This is a genomic window from Curtobacterium sp. Csp2 (assembly GCF_013347165.1).
In genome coordinates, this window is sequence record NZ_CP054593.1 from 3,128,814 (window position 1) to 3,147,480 (window position 18,667).

The 18,667-nt window shown below is 70.9% G+C and carries 19 protein-coding genes; 7 read left to right on the forward strand and 12 right to left on the reverse strand.

Annotated elements, in window-relative coordinates; all coding sequences use genetic code 11:
- Positions 1-22: 22 nt before the first annotated feature.
- Positions 23-595 carry a TetR/AcrR family transcriptional regulator gene (locus tag HUN59_RS15165; RefSeq protein ID WP_058742651.1) on the reverse strand — a complete coding sequence of 191 codons (573 nt, stop codon included), beginning with the start codon at positions 593-595 and terminating at the stop codon, positions 23-25.
- A gap of 120 nt (positions 596-715) precedes the next feature.
- Positions 716-886, reverse strand: coding sequence for a hypothetical protein (locus HUN59_RS15170; protein ID WP_167510013.1), 171 nt, complete (start codon positions 884-886; stop codon positions 716-718).
- Positions 887-969: 83 nt separating this feature from the next.
- Here HUN59_RS15170 and HUN59_RS15175 point away from each other — a divergent pair, with 83 nt between their 5' ends.
- Complete coding sequence (locus HUN59_RS15175; RefSeq protein ID WP_174778838.1) at positions 970-1,368, forward strand: hypothetical protein; 399 nt, start codon at positions 970-972, stop codon at positions 1,366-1,368.
- Positions 1,369-1,379: 11 nt separating this feature from the next.
- On the opposite strand, the gene HUN59_RS15180 is transcribed toward HUN59_RS15175, so the two are convergent.
- The 5 genes from HUN59_RS15180 to HUN59_RS15200 form a co-directional block, all read right to left on the reverse strand.
- On the reverse strand, positions 1,380-1,814 hold the full coding sequence (locus tag HUN59_RS15180; RefSeq protein ID WP_174778839.1) for a bleomycin resistance protein: 435 nt from the start codon (positions 1,812-1,814) through the stop codon (positions 1,380-1,382).
- 148 nt (positions 1,815-1,962) lie between these two features.
- Positions 1,963-4,353, reverse strand: coding sequence for a glycoside hydrolase family 3 N-terminal domain-containing protein (locus HUN59_RS15185; RefSeq protein WP_174779520.1), 2,391 nt, complete (start codon positions 4,351-4,353; stop codon positions 1,963-1,965).
- A 111-nt stretch (positions 4,354-4,464) separates the two neighbouring features.
- A complete protein-coding gene (locus HUN59_RS15190) occupies positions 4,465-5,343 on the reverse strand; it encodes a carbohydrate ABC transporter permease (RefSeq protein WP_114848865.1) in 879 nt (292 codons plus the stop codon).
- A complete protein-coding gene (locus tag HUN59_RS15195) occupies positions 5,340-6,368 on the reverse strand; it encodes a carbohydrate ABC transporter permease (RefSeq protein ID WP_058743122.1) in 1,029 nt (342 codons plus the stop codon). Before HUN59_RS15195 ends, HUN59_RS15190 begins: the two co-directional genes overlap by 4 nt.
- Positions 6,369-6,375: 7 nt before the next feature.
- A complete protein-coding gene (locus tag HUN59_RS15200; protein WP_174778840.1) occupies positions 6,376-7,671 on the reverse strand; it encodes an ABC transporter substrate-binding protein in 1,296 nt (431 codons plus the stop codon).
- Positions 7,672-7,827: 156 nt separating this feature from the next.
- Between HUN59_RS15200 and HUN59_RS15205 the strand changes: the two genes are divergently transcribed.
- Entirely contained in the window at positions 7,828-8,865 is a 1,038-nt protein-coding gene (locus HUN59_RS15205; RefSeq protein ID WP_174778841.1) for a LacI family DNA-binding transcriptional regulator, read from the forward strand.
- 157 nt (positions 8,866-9,022) lie between these two features.
- On the opposite strand, the gene HUN59_RS15210 is transcribed toward HUN59_RS15205, so the two are convergent.
- Positions 9,023-10,006, reverse strand: a complete 984-nt coding sequence (locus HUN59_RS15210; RefSeq protein ID WP_174778842.1) for a helix-turn-helix domain-containing protein — start codon at positions 10,004-10,006, stop codon at positions 9,023-9,025.
- A gap of 115 nt (positions 10,007-10,121) precedes the next feature.
- On the opposite strand from HUN59_RS15210, the gene HUN59_RS15215 reads away from it, so the two are divergent.
- Complete coding sequence (locus HUN59_RS15215) at positions 10,122-10,568, forward strand: MarR family winged helix-turn-helix transcriptional regulator (protein ID WP_058743118.1); 447 nt, start codon at positions 10,122-10,124, stop codon at positions 10,566-10,568.
- Between the two features lie 160 nt (positions 10,569-10,728).
- Entirely contained in the window at positions 10,729-10,884 is a 156-nt protein-coding gene (locus HUN59_RS15220) for a hypothetical protein (RefSeq protein WP_167510011.1), read from the forward strand.
- A gap of 100 nt (positions 10,885-10,984) precedes the next feature.
- On the opposite strand, the gene HUN59_RS15225 is transcribed toward HUN59_RS15220, so the two are convergent.
- The 4 genes from HUN59_RS15225 to HUN59_RS15240 form a co-directional block, all read right to left on the reverse strand.
- Entirely contained in the window at positions 10,985-11,833 is an 849-nt protein-coding gene (locus HUN59_RS15225; RefSeq protein ID WP_217508269.1) for a carbohydrate ABC transporter permease, read from the reverse strand.
- Positions 11,833-12,801, reverse strand: coding sequence for a carbohydrate ABC transporter permease (locus tag HUN59_RS15230; protein WP_174778843.1), 969 nt, complete (start codon positions 12,799-12,801; stop codon positions 11,833-11,835). The genes HUN59_RS15225 and HUN59_RS15230 overlap by 1 nt, the downstream gene beginning before the upstream one ends.
- On the reverse strand, positions 12,798-14,117 hold the full coding sequence (locus HUN59_RS15235) for an ABC transporter substrate-binding protein (RefSeq protein WP_174778844.1): 1,320 nt from the start codon (positions 14,115-14,117) through the stop codon (positions 12,798-12,800). Before HUN59_RS15235 ends, HUN59_RS15230 begins: the two co-directional genes overlap by 4 nt.
- 165 nt (positions 14,118-14,282) lie before the next feature.
- Positions 14,283-15,311 (reverse strand): LacI family DNA-binding transcriptional regulator, encoded by a 1,029-nt coding sequence (locus HUN59_RS15240; protein WP_231050230.1) that lies wholly within the window; start codon positions 15,309-15,311, stop codon positions 14,283-14,285.
- A gap of 225 nt (positions 15,312-15,536) precedes the next feature.
- Between HUN59_RS15240 and HUN59_RS15245 the strand changes: the two genes are divergently transcribed.
- Genes HUN59_RS15245 through HUN59_RS15255 form a run of 3 tightly spaced genes read left to right on the forward strand, consistent with a single transcriptional unit; the run spans position 15,537 to position 18,665 of the window.
- Positions 15,537-16,772: a sugar ABC transporter substrate-binding protein gene (locus tag HUN59_RS15245; RefSeq protein WP_174778845.1), complete on the forward strand. Its 1,236-nt coding sequence runs from the start codon at positions 15,537-15,539 to the stop codon at positions 16,770-16,772.
- Positions 16,773-16,830: 58 nt separating this feature from the next.
- Positions 16,831-17,778, forward strand: coding sequence for a carbohydrate ABC transporter permease (locus tag HUN59_RS15250; RefSeq protein WP_058743274.1), 948 nt, complete (start codon positions 16,831-16,833; stop codon positions 17,776-17,778).
- Positions 17,775-18,665 carry a carbohydrate ABC transporter permease gene (locus HUN59_RS15255; protein WP_058743273.1) on the forward strand — a complete coding sequence of 297 codons (891 nt, stop codon included), beginning with the start codon at positions 17,775-17,777 and terminating at the stop codon, positions 18,663-18,665. Before HUN59_RS15250 ends, HUN59_RS15255 begins: the two co-directional genes overlap by 4 nt.
- Positions 18,666-18,667 lie beyond the last annotated feature (2 nt).

Here is an 18,667-nt window from a genome sequence, read left to right on the forward strand (position 1 = left end):
CGGGTCCCGCGTCCTGGGCGGTTCAGCGGCCGAGCAGCTGGGCGACCGCATCCACGACGACCTGCCGACGGCGCGCGGCCACCACGGCGGACACGGAGCCCGTCGCCTCGGCGGGCAACGCGGTCCACACCCCGGCGAGCTGCTGCACGAGGGCCAGGAGCACCGCCGGCCGGAACGACCGCGGCAGGACCCCCGCGCGCTGCGCCCGCTCGACCTCGGCGACGCTGGACTCGTACCGCTCGACGAGCGCGGGGACCGGCGCGTCCGTGCGCTCGAGGCGCTGCCAGGTCGCCAGGCGCGCGACCCACGGCCGCTCGACGACCGCGTCGTGCAGGCGTCCGGCCCACGCGGGCAGGTCGTCCGTGTCGAGCGGGACGGCGTCGTGCAACCCGCCGAGCTCCTGCACGAGGAGCGCGTCGAAGAGCCCCTCCTTGCCCCCGAAGTAGTGGAAGACCTGCGCCTTGTTGCTGTCCGCCGCCGCGGCGAGGCGCTCGACGCGCGCCCCCGTCAGCCCGTGGGCGGCGAACTCGTCGCGGGCGGCGTCCAGGATGCGCGCGCGCATCGCGTCGGCGGCAGGGGGCGTGAAGCGGGCCATGCGACCACGGTACCGACCCGACGGACGGTCGCCGTCGCGACGTGGTGACCGGGCGACGCAACGGGAGGCCCGTGGCGGCGTCGCCACGGGCCTCCCGTTGCGTCGTGTGGTCGCGTCCGCCTATTCGGCTGCCTCGTCCTCTTCGTGGTTGAAGTGCGAGTCGTCCCCGGCGAAGCCGGCGGCGACGCCCTCGGGGTGGTCGGGGATGGTCCCGTCCTCGCCGAGACCGTCGGGCTTCGGCGTGCCCTCGGGGTCGTTCGTGGTGTCGCGGGGGTCGTGGGCGTCGGACATGGCCTGCTCCTTCGAGGGTCGTGAGGAACGCGACGGTACGCGCGCTCCCCGGGAGTTCGACGGCGTGCTCGTAGGATGCGACCGTGACGGACGACCTGTGGCACCGGGACGGGCCGTGGGCGCCGCTCACCAGGGACCGGGCCGGCAGGAGCGCGGCGGGGTCGGTCGGTGTGCTGGTGGCCCTCGTGTGGACGACGGTGTACCTCGCCGTCGCCGCGGCGGAGCCCGCCCTCGGCCCGGAGGACCTCACGCCCGCCGCCCGCGAGCAGATCGCGATCGGTCTGGTGCTGGCGACCGCGCTCCCGGTCGCCGTCGTCGTGACCCTGCTCGGCGTGCGGGGCGTCCGCCGTGGTGCCGTGCGCGGTCGGGCGATCGGCTGGTTCGCACTCCTGCTCGGCGGGGTCGCCCTGTTGCCGGCGCTCGTCGTGTCGGCGCTCGGTGTCCTCGCGAGCTGGCTCGCGACGGGTGTACACGTCTCCTGAAGGCGGGCTCGTCAGTCCACCGGCCGTTGTCGGCGGCCGAGGGACGACTGGAAGCGGACGAGCCACCCGTCGGGATCGGCGACGACGAACTGCTCGACCCCGGTCTCCTCGTCGTCGACGCGGTACCACCGGTGTTCCACCGGCATGAACAGCGCGATGCCGGCGTCGGTCAGGCGGGCCGCGAGCGCTCCGGCGTCGGGGACGGCGACCTGCAGGTTCAGACCGCGGCCGAAGGGGCGTTCGAGGGGGCCCGCGAGCCAGTTGCGCCCGACGCCGACCTGCTCGAGCAGCAGGTGCGCCGAGCCGAGGGCGATGGCCGCGAAGCGCTCCTCGGGGCGGGCGTACCGGACGACGAAGCCGCAGCTGTCCCGCCAGAACGCCAGGCTGCGGTCGAGGTCGGTGACCAGGAGTTCGGGCACCAGGGCGGGGTCGGGATCGAGCGGCACCCGGCCATCGTCCCATCCGGGTGCCCGGTCGGCGGCGCCCCCGAGACTCGGCCAGGCGGGCACGTTCGCGGCCGTGGGGCCGCGAACGTGTCCGCAGAGCCGAGTCTCGCGCGGGCGCACCGCGCGGTGCGCGAGCGCACCCGCGCCCTCAGACGAGCGACCAGGTGACCGTCCGCCGGTCGGCGAGCGACACCTCGTGCACCGCACCGGTCACGCGCACGACCGCACGGTCCGTGGCGGACCCGGGCACCTCGTGCCGGACCGGACCGTCCCCGGAGGCGACGATCCCACCCGTCGGCACCGGGCCTCCCGGCCGGGACGCCGCCGCGTCGGACGCGACCCAGACCTGCACGTCCCCCGGCTCGACGACCTTCCGCATCGCCCGGTCCGTGAACGCGAACCGCTGCACCGGCACGTCGAAGCGCACCCGCACCGACCCGCCGGCGGGGAGCGCGACCCGGGCGTAGCCGAGCAGCTGGGCGACCGGACGGGTGACCGACGCGGCGACGTCGTGCCCGTAGAGCTGCACGACCTCGATCCCGTCCCGGTCCCCCGTGTTCCTGATCGTGACGGACGCCGTGAACGCACCGTCGGTGGCGACGGCGTCGTCGACCTGCAGGTCCTCGTACGCGATGCTCGTGTACGTCAGGCCGAAGCCGAACGGCCGCACGGGCGTCGAGTCGGTCGCGGTGACGTCCGACGGGCCCCCGAGCCGCGGGTGCAGGTACGAGTACGGCTGCGCACCGGCGGACCGGGGCAGCGAGACCGGCAGACGACCGGACGGCGACGCAGTCCCGGTCAGCAGGTCGGCGATCGCGAGGCCACCGCCCTCCCCCGGGAAGAACGCCTGCACGACGGCGGACGGCTTCGCGTGGTCGCCGTCGAGCATCCAGCCGATCGCGTACGGCCGGCCGGTCAGCAGCACCACGACGGTCGGGGTGCCGGTCGCGACGACGGCCTCGACGAGCTCGCGCTGCACGCCCGGCAGGTCGAGCGTCTCGGAGTCGTTGCCCTCGCCGACGGTGCCACGGCCGAACAGACCGGCCTGGTCACCGACGACGACGATCGCGACCGCGGCACCGCGCGCCGTCGCGACGGCCTCCGCGAAGCCGGAGCGGTCGTCGCCCTCGACCGCGGCGCCGGGGGCGTACCGCACGGCGTCGTCCCCGAGGGCGTCCTGCAGGGCCTCGAGCACGGTCGGGATCGCGAACCCGAGCGGCAGACCCGGGTGCGTCGCGAGCACGTGGTTCGCGAAGGAGTAGCAGCCCTGCAGGGCCTCGGCACGGTGGGCGTTCGGGCCGATCACCGCGACCGGGCCCCGCAGGACTGCGCCCGCAGCGGCGACCGCGCCCGCCGCGGCGTCGACCGCGCCCGTCGCGGCGCCGGAGACCGGGCCGCCGAGCGGGAGCACGCCGTCGTTCGCGAGCAGGACGAGCGACTCCGCCGCGAGCCGCCGCGCGAGCGCCCGGTGCTCCGGCGAGTCGAGGTCGACGCCCGTCGGGGGCTCGTCCTCGAAGGCATCGGGGTCGAGCAGCCCGAGCCGCTCCTTCTGCCGGAGGACCCGCAGCACCGCCCGGTCGACGAGCGCCTCGTCGACGAGGCCGCTGCGAACCCGCTCGACGAGGGGCGCGAGGTACGCGTCACCCGTCGGCAGTTCGACGTCGATGCCCGCGGTGAGCGCGAGTGCGGCCGCCTCGCCGCGGTCCCGGGCGACGCCGTGCATCACCTCGAGGAACGCGACCGAGAAGTAGTCCGCGACGACCGTCCCGTCGAAGCCGAGCCGGTCGCGCAGGAGCCCGGTCAGGAGCTCGGGGTCGGCCGCCACGGGCACGCCGTCGACCTCGGCGTACGAGTTCATGACGCTGCGGGCGCCCCCGTCGAGGAGCGCCATCTCGAACGGCGGCAGGAACACGTCCGCCACCTCGCGCGGTCCGGCGTGCACGGGCGCGTGGTTGCGTCCGGCGCGCGAGGCCGAGTAGCCGAGGAAGTGCTTGAGGGTCGCGTCGACGCCGGCACTCTGCACCCCGCGCACGTACGCGGAGCCGACGGTGCCGACCAGGTACGGGTCCTCGCCGATGCACTCGTCGACGCGACCCCACCGGGGGTCACGCACGACGTCGAGCACGGGCGCGAGGCCCTGGTGCACCCCGAGTTCGCGCATCGAGCGGCCGATCACCGCGCCGACCTGCTCGACGAGCTCCGGGTCGAACGCGGCACCCCACGCGAGCGGCGTCGGGAAGGTCGCGGCGCGCCACGCGGCGAGCCCGGTGAGGCACTCCTCGTGCACGAGCGCCGGGATGCCGAGACGCGTCTCGCGCTTGAGCCGCCGCTGCTCCGCCCACAACCAGGCCGCGCGCTCGTCGGGCTCGACGGGCCGGGTGCCGTACACACGGGTGTACTGCCCGAGCCCGTGCCGGGTCACGTCGGCGAGCGTCTCGCCGCCCTGCGCGGCCGCCATCTCGCCCTGCATCGGCGCGACGACACCGTTCTGGTCGAGCCAGTAGCCGACGAGCTGCGCCGTCTTCTCCTCGAGGGTCATCGCGGCCAGCAGCGCGGTCACCCGGTCGGGCGCCGTCCCGTCCGTCCGTCCGGTGGCGTCCGTCCGTCGGCTGGCGTCCGTCCGTCGGGTGCGTGGACGTGTCGAGCGCCGTCACCCCTTCACCGCCCCGGTCAGGCCACCGACGATGCGGCGCTGGAAGATCGCGAAGAACACGAGCGCGGGGATCATCGAGAGCGAGGTGAACGCGAGCACGCGCGCGGTGTCCACCGAGTACTGCGACGAGAACGCCTGGACCCCGAGGGGCAGCGTGTACGCCGACGAGTCGTTGAGGATGAACAGCGGGAGGATGTAGCTGTTCCAGCTGCCGATGAACGCGAGGATGCCGACCGTCACGACCCCGGGCAGGGACAGCGGCACGACCATGCGGAAGAAGAACCCGAGCCGGCTCGCCCCGTCGATCGCGGCGGCCTCCTCGAGCTCGTCCGGGATCGCCCGCAGGAACGGCACGAGGATGATGACCGTCGTCGGCAGGGCGAACGCGATCTGCGGCAGGATCACGCCGGCCAGGCTGTTCGTCAGGCCGAGGTCCTTGACGAGCAGGTACAGCGGGGTGATCGCGACGGTGATCGGGAACATCAGGCCGGCGGCGAACAGCGAGTAGAGCGCGCCGCGACCACGGAACCGGTACCGGGCGAGCACGAAGCTCACCATGAGCCCGAGGACGACGACGCCGACCGTGGTGGTGACACCGGCGACGACGGAGTTGCCGAGCTGCTGCCAGAAGACACCGCTCGTCAGGACCGAGACGTAGTTCCCGATCTGCCACGGGTTCGGCAGGCCGGCGGGGCTCGCGGTGATCTGCGAGTTCGTGCGGAAGCCGCCCAGGATGATGTACGCCACCGGCGCGATGCAGACCGCGATGAAGACGAGGGCGATGAAGTACGTGCCGAGGTTGCGTTCCTTGCGGACCGGACCGTGGTCACGGGAGCGGCGGCGGTTCGGCGCGACGATGGAGGCGGTGGCGGTCATCGGTCGCCCTTCTCGGTCAGGGCGCCGGCGGTGTCGCGGCGCAGGACGAACCGCTGGTAGACGAGGGCGACGACCAGCGAGATGAGGAAGATGACCACGGCCACGGCGTTGCCGTACCCGTAGTTGCCGGAGAGCCGACCGTTGGCGACCATGTACGTCGCCATCGTCGAGGTCCCGGCGGTGGCAGCGATGTACTGACCCCAGATGATGTAGACGAGGTCGAACAGCTGGAGCGAGCCGATGATCGACAGGAACGCCCAGATCCGGATCGTCGGGCCGAGGAGCGGGAGCGTGATGCGCCGCTGGATCTGCCAGTAGCTCGCACCGTCGAGCTGCGCGGCCTCGAACAGCTCCTCCGGGATGCTCTGCAGGCCGGCGAGGAACAGGATCACCGCGAAGCCGATGTACTTCCACGAGATGATCGCGAGCAGCGTCCAGATGGCGATGTCCGGGTTCGACAGCCAGTCGTTCCGGAGGGCTCCGAGCCCGACGGCCTGGAGCAGGTCGTTCACTGCGCCGCTCGACTGGAGCATGAGGCTCCAGCCGGTGCCGACGATCACCTCGGAGATGACGTACGGCACGAAGATGAGCACGCGGATCAGGCCGCGCCCCCGGATGCGCTGGTTGAGCAGCAGCGCGAGGATGATCGCGATCGGCCCCTGCACGACGAGCGACCCGACGACGATGAACAGGTTGTGCCAGAGCACGCCCCGGAAGTCCGGGTCGGTGAAGATGATGGTGTAGTTCTGCAGGCCGACGAAGTCGGTCGGGGTGCCGTACCCCTGCCACTTGTAGAAGCCGTAGTACGCGGCCAGCACGACGGGCAGGATCACGAACCCGACGAACATCAGGGTGGCCGGTCCGGCGAGGACGGCGATCTCGACCCGGGTGCGGACGTCGTTGCCCTTGCGGGCCCGGCGGGCCGGGGCCGACGGCGAACCGTCGGCCCCGCCCGTGCGACGCCCCGTCCCGGACCGCGCTGCCCCGGACTGGTCCGTGGAGCGACTGGTGACGGAGGTGGTCATGGGTTCGTCAGCCCTTCGCTGCTGCCTGGTTGACGGTCGAGACGATGTCCGACACGGACCCCTTGCCGGCGAGCAGGTTGACGACGCTCGTGTTGAGGGCGTTGCCGACGTTCTGGCCGTAGACGGTGTCGAGGTAGTTCGAGACGAACGGTGCCTTGTTGTAGGCCTCGAGGACCGTCTTCAGGTAGGGCTCGCTGACGACCGACTGCGCCGACTTGTTCGCGGGGATCGCGTTGAAGGCCTTGTAGTAGGCCTCCTGCACGGGCTTCTCGGTCATGTAGTTGAGGAAGTCGGTGCAGGCCTTCTTCGGGGCCTTCGCCGAGCAGGAGTACCCGTCGACGGCGCCCATCATCGAGCCGGGTGCGCCCTTGCCGCCGGAGACCTCCGGGAAGGGGAAGAAGCCGAGGTCGGACAGCGGCTTGCCGTCCGGGGTGAGCGAGGAGATCACACCCGGGTCCCACGCGCCCATGAGCTCCATGGCCGCCTTGTGGTTCGCGATGAGACCGGCCGAGCTGCCGGCGCCCTGCTGTGCGGCGGTGGTCAGGTAGCCGTCGTTGAAGGGCTTCGTGTCGAAGAAGGCCTTGGTCTCCTCGCCGGCCTGCTTCCAGCACGAGTTCGTGAACTTCAGGTCCTGCGCGGTCTTGTTGAGGACGCTCTCGGGGCAGGCCCGGAGCGCGAAGTTGTAGTACCAGTGCGCGGCCGGCCAGGCGTCCTTCGCACCCACGGCGACCGGCTGGATGCCCGCGTCCTTGAGCTTCTGGATGTCGGCGTTCAGCTCCTCCATCGTGGTGGGGGTGCCCTCGATGCCGGCCTGCTTGAAGAGGTCCTGGCTGTACCAGATGCCCTCGGGGTTGACGTCGACCGGCATGGCCCACGTCTTGCCGTCCTGCTGGTAGCCCTTGAACGAGCCCTCGCTGATCTCGGACTTCGCGGTGGACCCGATCGAGTCGGAGATGTCGAGCAGCTGGCCGGCGTTGACCATGGCGGCCATCTTGCCGCCGCCGCGCTGCAGGAACACGTCCGGGGCCGAACCGGAGTTCAGGGCGGTCTGCAGCTTGCCGTCGAGGTCCTCGTTCTGGATGGCCTGGACCTTGATCGTGACGTTCGGGTTCTTCGCCTCGAAGTCCTTGACGGTCTGGTCCCAGAAGGCCTTGCCCGGACCGGTCGTCGAGTTGTGCCAGAAGGTCATGGTGACCTTGCCGCCGTCGCTGGAGGCATCGCTGCCCGCTGAGCAGCCTGCCGCTGTGAGAGCGGTCGCCCCGATCAGCGCGATGGCTGCCGCGGCACGGATCTTCCTCGTCATCGTGGAACTCCTCGGTGTCGTCGTTGACGTGCGGCAGCGGATGCCGCTGCGGAGAGCGTGCCAGGCGCCGAGCAGGCTTGTCAATCGTTATCGATAACGTTTTCTTTATCTGGCTCCCGAGCCGTGCCGGGTCCTGAGCGGTTGTACGGTGAGCACATGCAGACGGCCCTCGACACCCCGCCCGGACCGGGCCGGGTCACGATCGCGGACGTCGCGCGGGCTGCCGGGGTGTCCATCCCGACGGTGTCGAAGGTGATCAACAACCGGGACGGTGTGGCCGCGGCGACGATCGTGCGCGTGCAGGAAGTCGTCGAGCGACTCGGGTACGAGACCTCGCTCGTCGCGCGGAGCCTGCGGAGCACCCGGACGAACGTGATCGGCATCCTGGTCACCGAGTTCGAGCCGTTCTCGACCGAGCTGCTGCGTGGCATCTCCGCCGCGACGACGGGCACCGGGTACGAGCTGCTCGCCTACGCCGGCCTGCTCACCGGGTCGAGCCGACCGGGGTGGGAGCGGCGGTCGCTGTCCCGCCTGTCCGGCACGCTCATCGACGGCGCGATCGTCGTCACCCCGTCCGAGGCGATGTCCGCCGCATCGATCCCGGTCGTCGCGATCGACCCGCACACCGGGCCGGAGGGCCACGCCACCGTCGACACCGACAACGCCGCCGGCGCCCGCGAGGCCGTCGAGCACCTCCTGGCGCTCGGGCACACGCGGATCGCGCACCTGCAGGGCCGCGGCGACCTGGCGTCGTCCCAGCTCCGCGACGCGGGCTTCCGCGCGGCGATGGCGGCGGCGGGCGTCCCGGTGGACGAGCACCTCATCCGCCCCGGCGACTACCAGGAGGAGCGCTCAGCCGCGGTCGCGCACGAGCTCCTGACCCTGCCGGACCGGCCGACCGCGGTCTTCGCGGCGAACGACTCGTCGGCGATCGGCGTGCTGCACGCGGCCGAGGCGCTGGGCCTCCGCGTCCCCGAGGACCTGTCGGTGGTCGGCTTCGACGACGTGCCGCAGGCGTCGACGACCACGCCGCCGCTGACCACCGTCGCCCAGCCGCTGGTCGACCTCGGCGCGAGCGCGGTGTCGATGCTGCTCGCGATGCTCCGCGGCGAGCCGACGACCGACCACGTGCGGCTCCGCACGACGCTGCGCGTCCGCAGCAGCACGGCGGCGCCGCCGGTCGCGCGCGGCTGACGCCGCGGCCGCGCGCGGCGCAGGGGGCCCGTCGAAGCATCCCGTGCGCTCCGCACAACCGGAAGCACGCCGCACCACGCAAGACCACGGCTCGGCGTGCTTCCGGTTGTGCGCGAGCACACCGCACCACGCGGGCGGCCGCGCCGCGCGCCGCGCGTCAGCGCCGGAGCGTCTGCTTCGGGTACTCGCCGAACCGCTCGGCGTACGACGCCGAGAACCGCCCGAGGTGCGCGAAGCCCCACCGCCGCGCGATGTCCCCCACGGCACCGGCGTGCGGCCCGGCCTCGAGCAGCTCCTCGTGCACGTGGTCGAGCCGGACCTGGCGCAGGTACGTCAGCGGCGACACGTCGAACACCCGGCGGAAGGACTCCTGCACGGACCGGACGCTCAGACCGGCGGCGTCGGACAGGTCCGTGATGCTGACGTCCTCGGCCGCGTGCGCGTGGATGTACTCCACCGCCGCACGGACCCGGGCGTTCCGGGGCTCCGCCAGGACGTCGGGCAGGTCGTCGGTCTGCGGGGGGAACATGTCGAGGAAGACCTCGGCGGCCGACACCTTGGCGTCCTGCCACACGTCCGACTCCGGCCCGCCGACGCGCAGCGCCCGGGACAGCGCCGTGAGCGCCCCCTGCCAGCGCTGCCCGATCGTCTTCTCGGGTGAGCGGAACCCGTCGAAGCGCAGCCCCTGCTCGCCGACCTCGCCGCGGGTGGCCGCGACCCGACGCACGAAGTCGCGGTCGAAGTGCACGAGCCGCTGGTCGTAGTCGGCGCTCGTGAACCAGAACTCCTCGTCCGCGGGGAACAGCACGGGGACGTCCCGCTCCATCGGCCAGCGCTCCCCGCGGACCTCGACCTCGCCGGTGCCGGCGCTGATCCACGTGACGACGTAGTCGCCGCCGCCCTGGACGACGCCGCGGATCTCGCCGTGCATCTGGGACCGGCGGATCGTCACCTCGCTGTCGCCGATCGCGGTGTACCGGTAGTCGAACCGGCCGCCGGACGCGCTCGCGCTCCACCGGTCGCCGGCGTAGATGCCTCCGAGGTCGCGGACGGCGTGGTCGGTCCGGGTGCCGGACACCTCGAACCGGACCGGGGCGATCGTGGCCTCGGCGGCGAACGCCTCGATGAGCGGGTCAGCCACGGTTCCCTCCGACTGTCCACATGGCGCGGTACATCTCGTTATCTGGATACGCTTCCGGGGTAGGGGCGGCGTAACGTCGCCCAGGACCACGACGCGACGAGGGGGCGACCACCACGTGAGCGAGATCGACCTGACCGCCGCCCTGACCCGGCTCGAAGCCGCGATGGGCGCACTGCGTGGACGACTCCGTGAACGCCTGTCGGTCTCCGGCTCGGACCTGACCGTGCTGCAGTTCGTCGCTCGCGCGGAGGCCGCGGAGCGGAAGGTCCGCGTGAAGGACCTGGTCTCGCACCTCGGCCTGACGAGTCCCGCGGTGACGGGCACGATCGACCGCCTGGAGCGGGCCGGGCACCTGTGCCGCGTCCCGAACCCCGACGACGGCCGCAGCCGGTTCATCGAGCTCACCCCGGAGACCCAGCGCGCCTACGCGTCCGCCATGGACAGCACCAACGAGCATCTGCACGAGCTGTTGTCCTCCTTCTCGGAACGCGACCGGGTCAAGTACGTGCGGGTGATCAACCGCGTGATCGAGGCGCTCGAGTACGGCGCTCCGACCCCCTGACGCAGGCTACGGGCGCGCGAGGACACTGCTCGAACATTTGTCCAACAAGCGCAACTAGGTAACTTCCCGACCTATCTTGCCGGACGTGACGGCCGCACGTCCGTAGCGTCCTCCGTGGGAGCCCCCGATCGGGGGCAACACAGGGAGACGGGGAGGCACCATGGGCGCGTACCAGTCCGAGCCGGGCATCGACCCGGTGCGCATCGAGACGTTCCGTCGCATGCGCAAGCGTTGGAAGTACGGGGAACTGCAGGACAGCAACGGCCTGTACGCCGACTTCTTCACCGACACCGCTCGGGACCCGCGGCGCGGCTGACCGCGCGGCGCACGGTCGCCCAGGGCGACCGGCAGACGGACGGGAGGCCCGTGGCTCGACAGCCACGGGCCTCCCGTCCGTCTCCTGGGCACGCCCGGCATCAGCCCTTCACGGCACCCGAGGTGAGCCCCGACACGATCGACCGGCGGAACACCAGCACGAGGATGACGATCGGGATCGTCGCCGCCACGCTCGCCGCGAAGATCTGCGCGAAGGGCACCGTGAACTGGGTGCCGAAGAGCGCGATGCCGACCGGGATCGTGCGGAACGAGTTCTCGCTGTTGAACGTCAGCGCCATCAGGAACTCGCTCCACGACGCGGTGAACGTGAACACGCCGACCGTGAAGAGCCCCGGCTTCGACATCGGCAGGATCACCGACAGCACCGTGCGCCAGGCTCCGGCGCCGTCGATCTCGGAGGCTTCCTCGATCGTCGAGGGGATGCCCTGCAGGTAGTTCCGCATGATCCAGATGGCGAACGGCAGGTTGAACGCCACGTACGGCACGATCAGCCCCGGGTACGAGTTGAGCAGCCCGAGGTTCCGCTCGAGCAGGTACAGCGGCGTCAGCACCGCGATCGCCGGGAACACCGACAGCATCAGCAGCGACGTCATGATCGCCGTCCGCCCCGCGATCCACCGGCCGGCGAGCGCGTACCCGGCGAGGAACGACAGCGCGAGGACGATCACCGTCGTCGAGACCGACACGACGACGCTGTTCACCATGTACTGCCCGAGCGCGTTGTCCCGGAACGCCGTGACGAAGTTGTCGAACGTCAGGGAGCGCGGCCAGATCGTCGGCGGCGACTGCGCGATCTCGGACGACGGCTTGAGGGACGTCGAGACGAGCCAGTACAGCGGCAGTGCGGTGAGCACCGCGATGACGACACCGCTGACGTTGACGGTGTTGACCCACCGCCGCCAGCCCTTGCGCACACGTGTCCGGGGCATCAGTCGTCCCCTCCCTTCGCCTGGTTCCGGAACGCCCGGAGGAACAGCAGGCACCCCGCCGCGACGATGACCGCCGTGCTCGTCGCGATGGCCGCGCCCGGTCCGATGTTGATGTCCTGGAAGAGCACCTTGTAGCCCATGATCGCGAGCGACTGGGTCGCGGTGCCCGGGCCGCCGTTCGTCAGCACGAACGGCAGGTCGAAGACGCCGAACGCCTGCAGGACGCGGAAGAGCACCGCGATCGTCAGCGTCGGCGTGAGCTGCGGGAGCACCACGCGCCAGAACGTCTGCCACCCGTTCGCGCCGTCGAGCTCTGCCGCCTCGTAGTGGTCCTCGGAGATCTGCACGAGCCCCGCGAGCAGGATGATCACGACGAACGGCGTCGTCTTCCAGATGTCGGCGACCATCAGGCCGGTGATCGCGGGGACCGGTTCGCCGAGGATGACCGGGGCGTCCCCGAACAGCCCGAAGAACCACGTCGCGACGCCGTACGTCGAGTCGTAGATGTACTTCCACAGCTGGGCGTTCACGATCGTGACGAGCGACCACGGGACGAGCATCAGCGCGAGCATCCACCCGCGGGTGGCCCCGAGCCGCTCGAGGACGAGCGCGACGAGCATGCCGAGGACGAGCTCGACCGAGACGGTCACGAGCGTGTACGACACCGTGAAGCCGAGCGCCCGGTACCAGTCGGCGCTCTGCAGCAGGGCCGCGTAGTTGCCGAGCCCGAAGCCCTGGATGCTGAAGCCGTCGTAACCGATCTCGACGTCCGCGAAGCTCAGGACGATCGAGTACACGACCGGGAAGATCGTCACCGCGGCGACCACGAGGAGCGCCGGGGCCGCGAAGCCCCACGCCCCGCGCGCCCGGATGCGCTCCATGCGCGACCGGGCCGAGGTCCGGCGGTACCCGTCCGGTCCGGCGCCCGGGGTCCGTGCGGCGGGCCGGGTGGCGGTCCCGGCGCTCACAGCGCCTCCCCCGACAGGGCGAGCGAGATCGCCGAGGCCATCGCCCGGGTGCCGCCGTCCACCGACGCCTGGCCCCCGAGGATGCTGTTGCCGTTCTGGTAGACGCCCTGCGAGACCTTCGGGTAGTACGCGGTCGACGTCGGGCGGGGCACGAGCGTGATGCCGGCGGCGGTGTCGTACGTCGGCCGGTTCTGGCGCTTCGCGTCCTCGCTGACCAGGCTCGCACTGCGGGCCGGCAGGACACCGCCCTCGCGGGTCAGGAACTGCTGCGCGGTCTCGCTCGACATCCACCGGGCGAACGTCAGCGCGGCGGCGGGCTGCTGGGTGTGCGGGTTGATGTAGTTCCCCCACCCGCCGATCGTCGAGTGGTGCTCGTCCGTGCCGTCGAACGTCGGTCGGGCGGCGAGCCCGACCTTGCCCGCGACGGCGGAGTCCGGCCCGTTCGCGATCCCCCACGCGTACGACCAGTTCCGCAGGAAGGCCGCCCGTCCGCTCGAGAAGGCGTCGTTCGTGTCCTGCTCCTGGTAGGTGAGGGTCGCCCGGGGTGCGGCACCGTCGGTGATGAGCGAGCGCATGAACTCGAAGGCGCGCTTGGTCTCCGAGCTCGTGGTCTCCGGCCGGGTCAGGTCGTCGTTCAGGAGCGAGCCGCCGGCGTCCGCGACGAACTCGGTCACGTTGCAGGTGAGCCCCTCGTACACGTCGCCTTGGAACGCCAGGCCGTAGCTGACGTCACCGGTGTCGACGAGCTTCGCGGCGGTGTCCTTGACCTCCTCCCACGACCGGGGCACCTGGAAGCCGTGCTTGTCGAGCAGGTCCTGGCGGTACAGGAAGAACGACTCGTCGATGTAGAGCGGGAACATGTAGTACGTCCCGTCGACGCTCGCCGCCTGCCGCAGTCCCTCGGGGAACTGCTCGAAGAAGTCCGCCCCGACGAGCTCGTCCACGGGCGTCGCGAGCTTGTTCTTCGCGAACTGTCCCGGCCAGGCCACGTCGCCGAGGTACACGTCCGGCGTGGGGCTGCCCGCGGCGATCTGCGTCGTCAGGCTCGTCCGGTTCGTGTCGGTGTCGCTCGGTGCGCTGACGATCCGGACGCGGATGTTCGGGTGCTCCCGCTGGAACTCCGCGATGAGGCGCCGTCGCAGGTCGCCGCCGTCCTTCGAGGCGACCTGTCCGGCCCACCAGCTGATCGTGACGTCGCCGTCCGGCGGGTCCGTCGGCCAGTCCTGGACGGTGGTGCGCTCGGGTCGCGTGGAGCAGCCGGCGAGCAGCAGCACCCCCGCTCCCCCGAGCAGGAACAGTCTCCGGTCGATGGCCATCCGTCCTCCTCGACGTGTGGTGCTGCGAACCTGTGAGTCCACACAACCAAGCGTCCCTGGGAGGGCGTGCAGGCGGTGCCGTCGTCGCACTCGGCGCACGTCCGCGCGCGGCCGGCACGGACGGACGGGAGGCACGTGGCGGCGCCGCCACGTGCCTCCCGTCCGTCAGGCGGTCGCGCCGGTGGGGGCCGCGGCCACCGACTCCGCGGGGCGGAGCACGCAGGGCAGCAGGAAGTGCGGTTTGCCCTCGCTCGCGCCGTCGAGCTGGTCGATCAGGGCGTCCGCCGCACGCTCGCCGAGCTCGCGACCCGGGGCGACCATCGTCGTCAGGCGGGGGTGGTGCTGGTCGCCCGCCGTCCCGGACGAGGCGATGCTCAGCACCGAGACGTCGTCGGGGACCCGCCGCCCGGCCGCGTAGAGCCCGACGAGGAGCCCGGCAGACGAGTCGTCCTTCATGACGAGCACGCCCGAGACCTCCGGGTCGGCGTCGAGCAGTGCGCGGGCCGCCTCGCGTCCGCCCTCGCTGCCGGCTCCGGCGTAGACCACGGTCCCGACCGCGCCGCGGGCCGCGACGGACCGTCGGAAGGTGTCCTCGACGCGCAGGTGCGGGGCGTACCCGGCCATCGGCGTGCCCTCGAGGTTCTCGAGCACGAGTCCGAACCGGCGGTGTCCGAGCTCCTGCAGGTGGTCGAGGGAGTCCTCGATCGTGGTCTCGAAGTCGATGTCGACGAACGGCAGGTCGCTGCTGTCCCGGGTCCGGCCGATCAGCGTGAAGGGCACGTCGAGCTCGCTGAGCTTCCGGACGCGCGGGTCGTCCATCCGCACCTCCATGAGCACGACCCCGTCGACGAGCCCACCCGACACGAGGTCGTCGAGGTCCTCACCCGCGGGGTCGACCGGCCAGAGCACCAGGTGGTAGCCGCGCTGGGACGCCCGCTCGGCGGCGCTCATGAAGAACTCCGACGTCGTCGGGCTGAACCGGTTGCCGACGGTCGGGAAGAGCAGCGCGATGATCCGGGTCCGCCGGCTCGCGAGCGCGCGTGCCACGAGGTTGCCGCGGAACTTCAGCTCGCGCATCGCCGCCTCGACCCGGGCAGTGGTCGCCGGCGTGACGTACTTCGTGCCGTTCACGACGAAGGACACCGTCGCGATCGAGACGCCGGCGCGGTCGGCGACCTGCTGCATCGTGGCCATGGCGCCTCCGGGTCGGGTCGTGCTGTCTCGTCAGCCTGTGTGGTCAGCCTGTGTGTGGTCAGCCTGCGTCTCGTCAGCATAGACCTGCCGATCTCCAAAAAAAGCGCTTTACAGGCTAAGCGCTTTGCTGTTACGTTCTCGCCCCAAGGACCACCGCGACGACGACGTCGATGGAGCCGTCGCCGGGCGTCCCCTCATGCATCCGCCCAAGAGAAGAGCTACGCAATGAAGCACCGGTTCCACTCCTCGTCCCGTCGGATCCGCGCCCTCGTCGGCGCGGTCGCCGTGGTCGCCACGGTCCCCCTCGTCCTGTCCGGCTGCTCCGGCTCCGGGTCCGCCTCGTCCGGCGGCGGCTCCAAGACCCTCACGATCGAGGACTACTACGCCGCCAACTACGACCCCATCTACCAGCAGTGCGCGAAGACCGTCGGCGCCCAGGTGAAGATCAACCACGTCGCCGGTGCCGGTCTCATCTCGAAGGTGCTGCAGCAGGCGTCGTCGCGGACGCTGCCCGACGTCCTCATGCTCGACAACCCGGACGTGCAGCAGATCGCCGCCTCCGGCGCCCTGTCCGATCTCGGCGACTACGGCCTCGACGCGAACGACGACGTCCCGGGCGTCAAGGGTGCGAACACGTACGAGGGCAAGCTCTACGGCCTGCAGCCCGTCACCAACTCGATCGCGCTGTACTACAACAAGAAGCTCCTGGCGGACGCCGGGGTGCAGCCCCCGAAGACGTGGGACGAGTTGAAGGCCGCCGCGAAGAAGCTCACGAGCGGGTCGACGTACGGCTTCGCGATGAGCAACATCAACACCTACGAGGGCACCTGGCAGTTCCTGCCGTTCTTCTGGTCGAACGGCGGTGACGAGAAGGACATCGCGACGCCCGAGGCCGCGCAGGCCCTGCAGCTCGTCGAGGACCTGCAGAACGACGGCTCGATGTCGAAGAGCTCGATCAACTGGGCGCAGGCCGACGTCAACAACCAGTTCATCGCCGGCAAGGCCGCGATGATGATCAACGGCCCTTGGCAGCTGCCGGCGCTGAAGGAAGCGAAGAACCTGGAGTTCGACAGCGTCCCGATCCCGACCCGCACCGGCTCGGCGACCGTCGCCCCGCTCGGCGGCGAGGCCTTCACCGTCCCGCAGACCGGCGACGAGGCGAAGATGCAGCTCGCCGGCAAGTTCGTCGGCTGCCTGAACAGCGACAAGATGCAGAACGTCATCGCGGGCGTCACGGGCAACGTGCCGACGAACACCGAGGTCGGCGCCGCGTGGGCGAAGGACCACCAGGACGTCGCCTCGTTCGTGACCACGGTGCAGACCGCCCGGGCCCGCACCGGCGAGCTCGGCCCGGACTGGCCCAAGGCCGCCACGAAGATCTACACCGCCGTGCAGCTCGCGCTGACCGGGAAGGCCGACCCCGAGCAGGCGCTCGAGCAGGCGCAGTCACAGAACCAGTAGCGGATCCGGGGAGCCGGTCCCCCGACCGGCTCCCCGTCCTCGACGCAAAGGACCTGACATGAGCGCCTCGACCCAGCTCCGTTCGCGAGCGACGTCCCCGGCCCCCGTACGACCCGGACAGCGCCGCGCGCGGCTCCGTTCCGGCCTGACCCGATGGCTGTTCGTCATCCCCGCCGCCGTCTTCGTGGCCCTGTTCTTCGGCTACCCGGTGGTCAAGAACGTCGTGATGTCGTTCCAGGACTACACGACGAAGACCTTCTTCACCGGCGAGGCCCCGTGGGTGGGCTTCGGCAACTACGTTTCGGTGTTCACGAGCGCCGTCTTCACGACGAGCGTCGTCAACACCGCCCTCTTCACTGCGGGGTCGATCGTCCTGCAGTTCGTCCTCGGGCTCGGGCTCGCGCTGTTCTTCCGGCGGCACTTCCCGCTGTCCGGGTTCCTGCGCGGCCTGCTGCTGCTGCCGTGGCTGCTCCCCCTCATCGCCTCGAGCGCGGTGTGGAAGTGGCTGCTCGACCAGGACAGCGGCGCGCTGAACCAGCTGCTCGGGGTCGTCGGCATCGGGCCGGTGCCGTGGCTGGTCAGCCCGAGCCTCGCGCTCATCGCGGTGATCGGCGTCAACGTCTGGCTCGGCATCCCGTTCAACACCACGATCCTGTACAGCGGTCTGCAGTCCGTGCCGCCGGAGCTCTACGAGGCCGGCGCGCTCGACGGCGCCACCGGGTTCAAGGCCTTCTGGTACATCACCTGGCCGAGCATCCGGTCGGTGGTCAGCGTGGTGATCGTGCTCGGGGTCGTCTACACGCTGAAGGTCGTGGACATCATCCTCGGCCTGACCGGCGGCGGACCCGCGAACTCGACGCAGACGCTCGCCACGAACGCGTACCACCAGTCGTTCATCAACTTCCAGTTCGGCATCGGAGCCGCGGTGAGCAACGTGCTCATCGTCGTCTCGTTCGTCTTCGCGATGGTCTACATCGCGATCTCCAGGAAGGCGGTCGACGAATGAGCGTCGGACTCGCAGGCAGGACCGTCACGGCGACCCGGGCGATCACCACGGCACGGAGCACCCGGGCCCGCCGACCCCGTTCGAGCCGCAAGGGGATCCCGTTCACGATCCTCGGCATCGTGTTCCTCGCGATCATGATCTTCCCCGTCTACTGGATGGTGAACACGTCGTTGCAGGCCACGTCCGGTGCCGCCACCGCGACCTGGTTCCCCTGGAACCCGACGTTCGCCGGCTACCAGGCGGCGTTCGCCCAGCAGGGGCAGAACTTCGTCTCGAGCATGATCATCGGCCTCGGCACCGTCGTGCTGACGCTCGTCATCGCGACCCCGGCGGCCTACGGACTCGCCCGCTTCCGGATGCGCGGAACGAAGGCGTTCCTGCTCGTGCTGCTCATCACGCAGATGATCCCCGGGATCGTGATCGCGAACGCGCTCTACACGCTGTTCAACAACGTCGGGCTGCTCAACAGCTACCTCGGACTGATCCTGGCGGACAGCGCCGTGCAGGTCCCCTTCGCGGTGCTGCTCATGCGCGCGTTCATGGAGTCGATCCCGCCGAGCCTGGTCGAGGCCGCGCTCGTCGACGGTGCGAACGACCTGCGGGCCTTCGTGTCGATCGTCCTGCCGATCAGCCGGAACGCGATCGTCACCGCGGCGCTCTTCACGTTCCTCGGTGCCTGGGGCGACTTCCTCATCGCGCTCACCCTGACGTCGACCGACGCCGTCCGACCGATCACGCTCGGCATCTACAACTACATCGGCTCGAACGTGACCGACTGGGGCCCGGTGATGGCGACGTCCGTGCTGGCATCGCTGCCGGCCGCGGTCCTGCTCATCGTCGCCCAGCGCTACATCTCCGCCGGTGCGCTCGGCGGTGCCGTCAAGTGACG

What these genes read in the sequence shown, in the direction of transcription:
- HUN59_RS15165 (WP_058742651.1), bottom strand. Translation starts at nt 595, where the DNA reads ATGGCCCGCTTCACGCCCCCTGCCGCCGACGCGATGCGCGCGCGCATC.
- HUN59_RS15170 (WP_167510013.1), bottom strand. Translation starts at nt 886, where the DNA reads ATGTCCGACGCCCACGACCCCCGCGACACCACGAACGACCCCGAGGGC.
- HUN59_RS15185 (WP_174779520.1), bottom strand. Translation starts at nt 4,353, where the DNA reads ATGACCCTCGAGGAGAAGACGGCGCAGCTCGTCGGCTACTGGCTCGAC.
- HUN59_RS15190 (WP_114848865.1), bottom strand. Translation starts at nt 5,343, where the DNA reads ATGACCGCCACCGCCTCCATCGTCGCGCCGAACCGCCGCCGCTCCCGT.
- HUN59_RS15195 (WP_058743122.1), bottom strand. Translation starts at nt 6,368, where the DNA reads ATGACCACCTCCGTCACCAGTCGCTCCACGGACCAGTCCGGGGCAGCG.
- HUN59_RS15200 (WP_174778840.1), bottom strand. Translation starts at nt 7,671, where the DNA reads ATGACGAGGAAGATCCGTGCCGCGGCAGCCATCGCGCTGATCGGGGCG.
- HUN59_RS15205 (WP_174778841.1), top strand. Translation starts at nt 7,828, where the DNA reads ATGCAGACGGCCCTCGACACCCCGCCCGGACCGGGCCGGGTCACGATC.
- HUN59_RS15220 (WP_167510011.1), top strand. Translation starts at nt 10,729, where the DNA reads ATGGGCGCGTACCAGTCCGAGCCGGGCATCGACCCGGTGCGCATCGAG.
- HUN59_RS15225 (WP_217508269.1), bottom strand. Translation starts at nt 11,833, where the DNA reads ATGCCCCGGACACGTGTGCGCAAGGGCTGGCGGCGGTGGGTCAACACC.
- HUN59_RS15235 (WP_174778844.1), bottom strand. Translation starts at nt 14,117, where the DNA reads ATGGCCATCGACCGGAGACTGTTCCTGCTCGGGGGAGCGGGGGTGCTG.
- HUN59_RS15240 (WP_231050230.1), bottom strand. Translation starts at nt 15,311, where the DNA reads ATGGCCACGATGCAGCAGGTCGCCGACCGCGCCGGCGTCTCGATCGCG.
- HUN59_RS15245 (WP_174778845.1), top strand. Translation starts at nt 15,537, where the DNA reads ATGAAGCACCGGTTCCACTCCTCGTCCCGTCGGATCCGCGCCCTCGTC.
- HUN59_RS15250 (WP_058743274.1), top strand. Translation starts at nt 16,831, where the DNA reads ATGAGCGCCTCGACCCAGCTCCGTTCGCGAGCGACGTCCCCGGCCCCC.
- HUN59_RS15255 (WP_058743273.1), top strand. Translation starts at nt 17,775, where the DNA reads ATGAGCGTCGGACTCGCAGGCAGGACCGTCACGGCGACCCGGGCGATC.